Source organism: Kineococcus glutinatus, from assembly GCF_039542765.1.
In the GTDB taxonomy this organism is placed as follows: Bacteria; Actinomycetota; Actinomycetes; order Actinomycetales; family Kineococcaceae; genus Kineococcus_A; species Kineococcus_A glutinatus.
This window is the reverse complement of sequence record NZ_BAABIL010000772.1, coordinates 1-1,667: the sequence shown is the minus strand read 5'-3', so window position 1 is coordinate 1,667 and position 1,667 is coordinate 1. Positions and strand designations below refer to the sequence as shown.

The 1,667-nt window shown below is 78.1% G+C and carries 2 protein-coding genes; both read right to left on the bottom strand.

Annotation, left to right across the window (positions count from 1 at the left end; genetic code table 11):
* Positions 1 to 153: 153 nt before the first annotated feature.
* Positions 154 to 1,269 carry a Gfo/Idh/MocA family oxidoreductase gene (locus ABEB16_RS21260; RefSeq protein WP_345714174.1) on the bottom strand — a complete coding sequence of 372 codons (1,116 nt, stop codon included), beginning with the start codon at positions 1,267 to 1,269 and terminating at the stop codon, positions 154 to 156.
* A gap of 27 nt (positions 1,270 to 1,296) precedes the next feature.
* A partial coding sequence (locus ABEB16_RS21255) for a substrate-binding domain-containing protein (protein WP_345714173.1) occupies positions 1,297 to 1,667 on the bottom strand: 371 nt, incomplete at its 5' end.

Below are 1,667 nucleotides of genomic sequence, written 5' to 3'. Positions count from 1 at the left end.
GGTCCCGCCCGCCGGTGCGGCCGCCCTCGCCGTGGTCGCGGTGGCCGCGCTGCTGGCCCTGATGCTGCCGGGCGTCGTGCTGCTGCTGCCGGCGCTGCTCGTGCTGGCCCTGCACGCGGTGCACCGCCGCCTCGTGCTGCCCCGCACGGGCGGCTAGCCGGTGGGCGCCCACGCCTCCGCGCCGGTGCGGACGGGGCGGCCGGTGGCCGCGGCCTCCTCGATGGCGAGGCCGAGGAGCTGGTCCTGGGCGCCCTCGGCGAGCGGGTACGGGCCGGGGCCCAGCCCGCGGGCCCACGTCCCGGCCTCGCGCAGGAGGGTCGTGACGGCGATCTCCTCGTCCGTCAGCCGGTGCGGGGCCAGGTCGTTGCGGTACACCACGCGCCCGTCGAGGCTGATGTGGTCCAGGTACATGCCCTGCACGTCCTGGTGGGTGCCGGGCTGCCGGCGCACCAGCTGCTGCTCCACCACCGTGCGGGGGTCCACCCAGCGCACCAGCCGGTCGTCGACGAGCTCGCCGTGGCTGCCGCGCACCACGGTGCGCCGGCTGCGCAGCGGGTTGCGGGTCTGGGTCTCGGTGAAGTCGTAGAGCGCGGTGCGGCCGTCGCCGAAGTCGAGGGTGGCGATGGTGGTGGCCAGCTCGCGCGGCGCCCGCTCGCCCGTCCAGCCGGCCCGGCCGAGCGGGTCGAGCAGCGGTGCGCGGGTGGTGGTGGCGCGCACCTCGGCCGGTGCGAAACCGACGTCGAGCAGGTCACGGAGGAGGGCGACGGCGTGGTGCAGCTGCGTGGAGGACACCTGGGCGCTGGTGGGGGTGCCGATCGCCCCGCCGCGCACGACGGAGCGCCGGGCGGCGTTGACGGGGTTGCGCGGGTACTGCTCGGCGACGTGCACGAGCCCGCTGGGACCGACCCGCTCCCACGTCCGGCGCAGCGCGGGCAGGTCCGGCGCCGGCGGTGTCTCCTGCAGGACGTGCACGCCACGCCCGACCAGGTCGGCGAGCACGTCGGGTGCCGCGGCGGCCACCACCGCGAGCTCGGGGCGCCCGCGGGCGAGCAGGCCGGCGACGTCGCGGGCGGCGGGCAGGCCCCAGCGCTCGCGGACCTCGGTGGCGGCGGCCTCCCGCCGCACCAGGACACAGGTGACGGACAGCAGGTGCGGCAGCCGGCGCGCCAGCCGCAGGACCATGCCCGCGCGGTAGCCGCTGCCGACGAGGGCCAGGCGCACCGGCCCCGCGCCGGGCTGCGGCGGGGTTTCCCCGGACGTGGTGGGCACGGTTTCCTCCAGGGGGTCCGGCACGGTTCAGCGGCGGGGCCGGCGGTGCTCGCTGGAGCGGCGCACGACGAGGTCGGGGGAGAAGACGACCTGCTGGTGGACGTGGTCCTCCTCGCCGCCCGCCTCGGTGAGCAGCAGTTCCGCGGCGGTGCGGCCCAGCAGGTGCCGCGGCTGCCGCACGGACGTCAGGGGGACGGCCGCGGCGGCGGCGAACTCGATGTCGTCGTAACCGACGATCGCGAGGTCGGAGGGCACCCGCACGTCGCGCGCGGTGGCGTCCTGCAGGACGCCGAGGGCCACGAGGTCGTTGGCGCAGAAGACGGCGGTGGGCCGCTGCCGGGGCGCGACGGCGGCCAGCGCGGCCCCGGCGCGGCGGCCCTCCGCCACCGTGAGGCCGT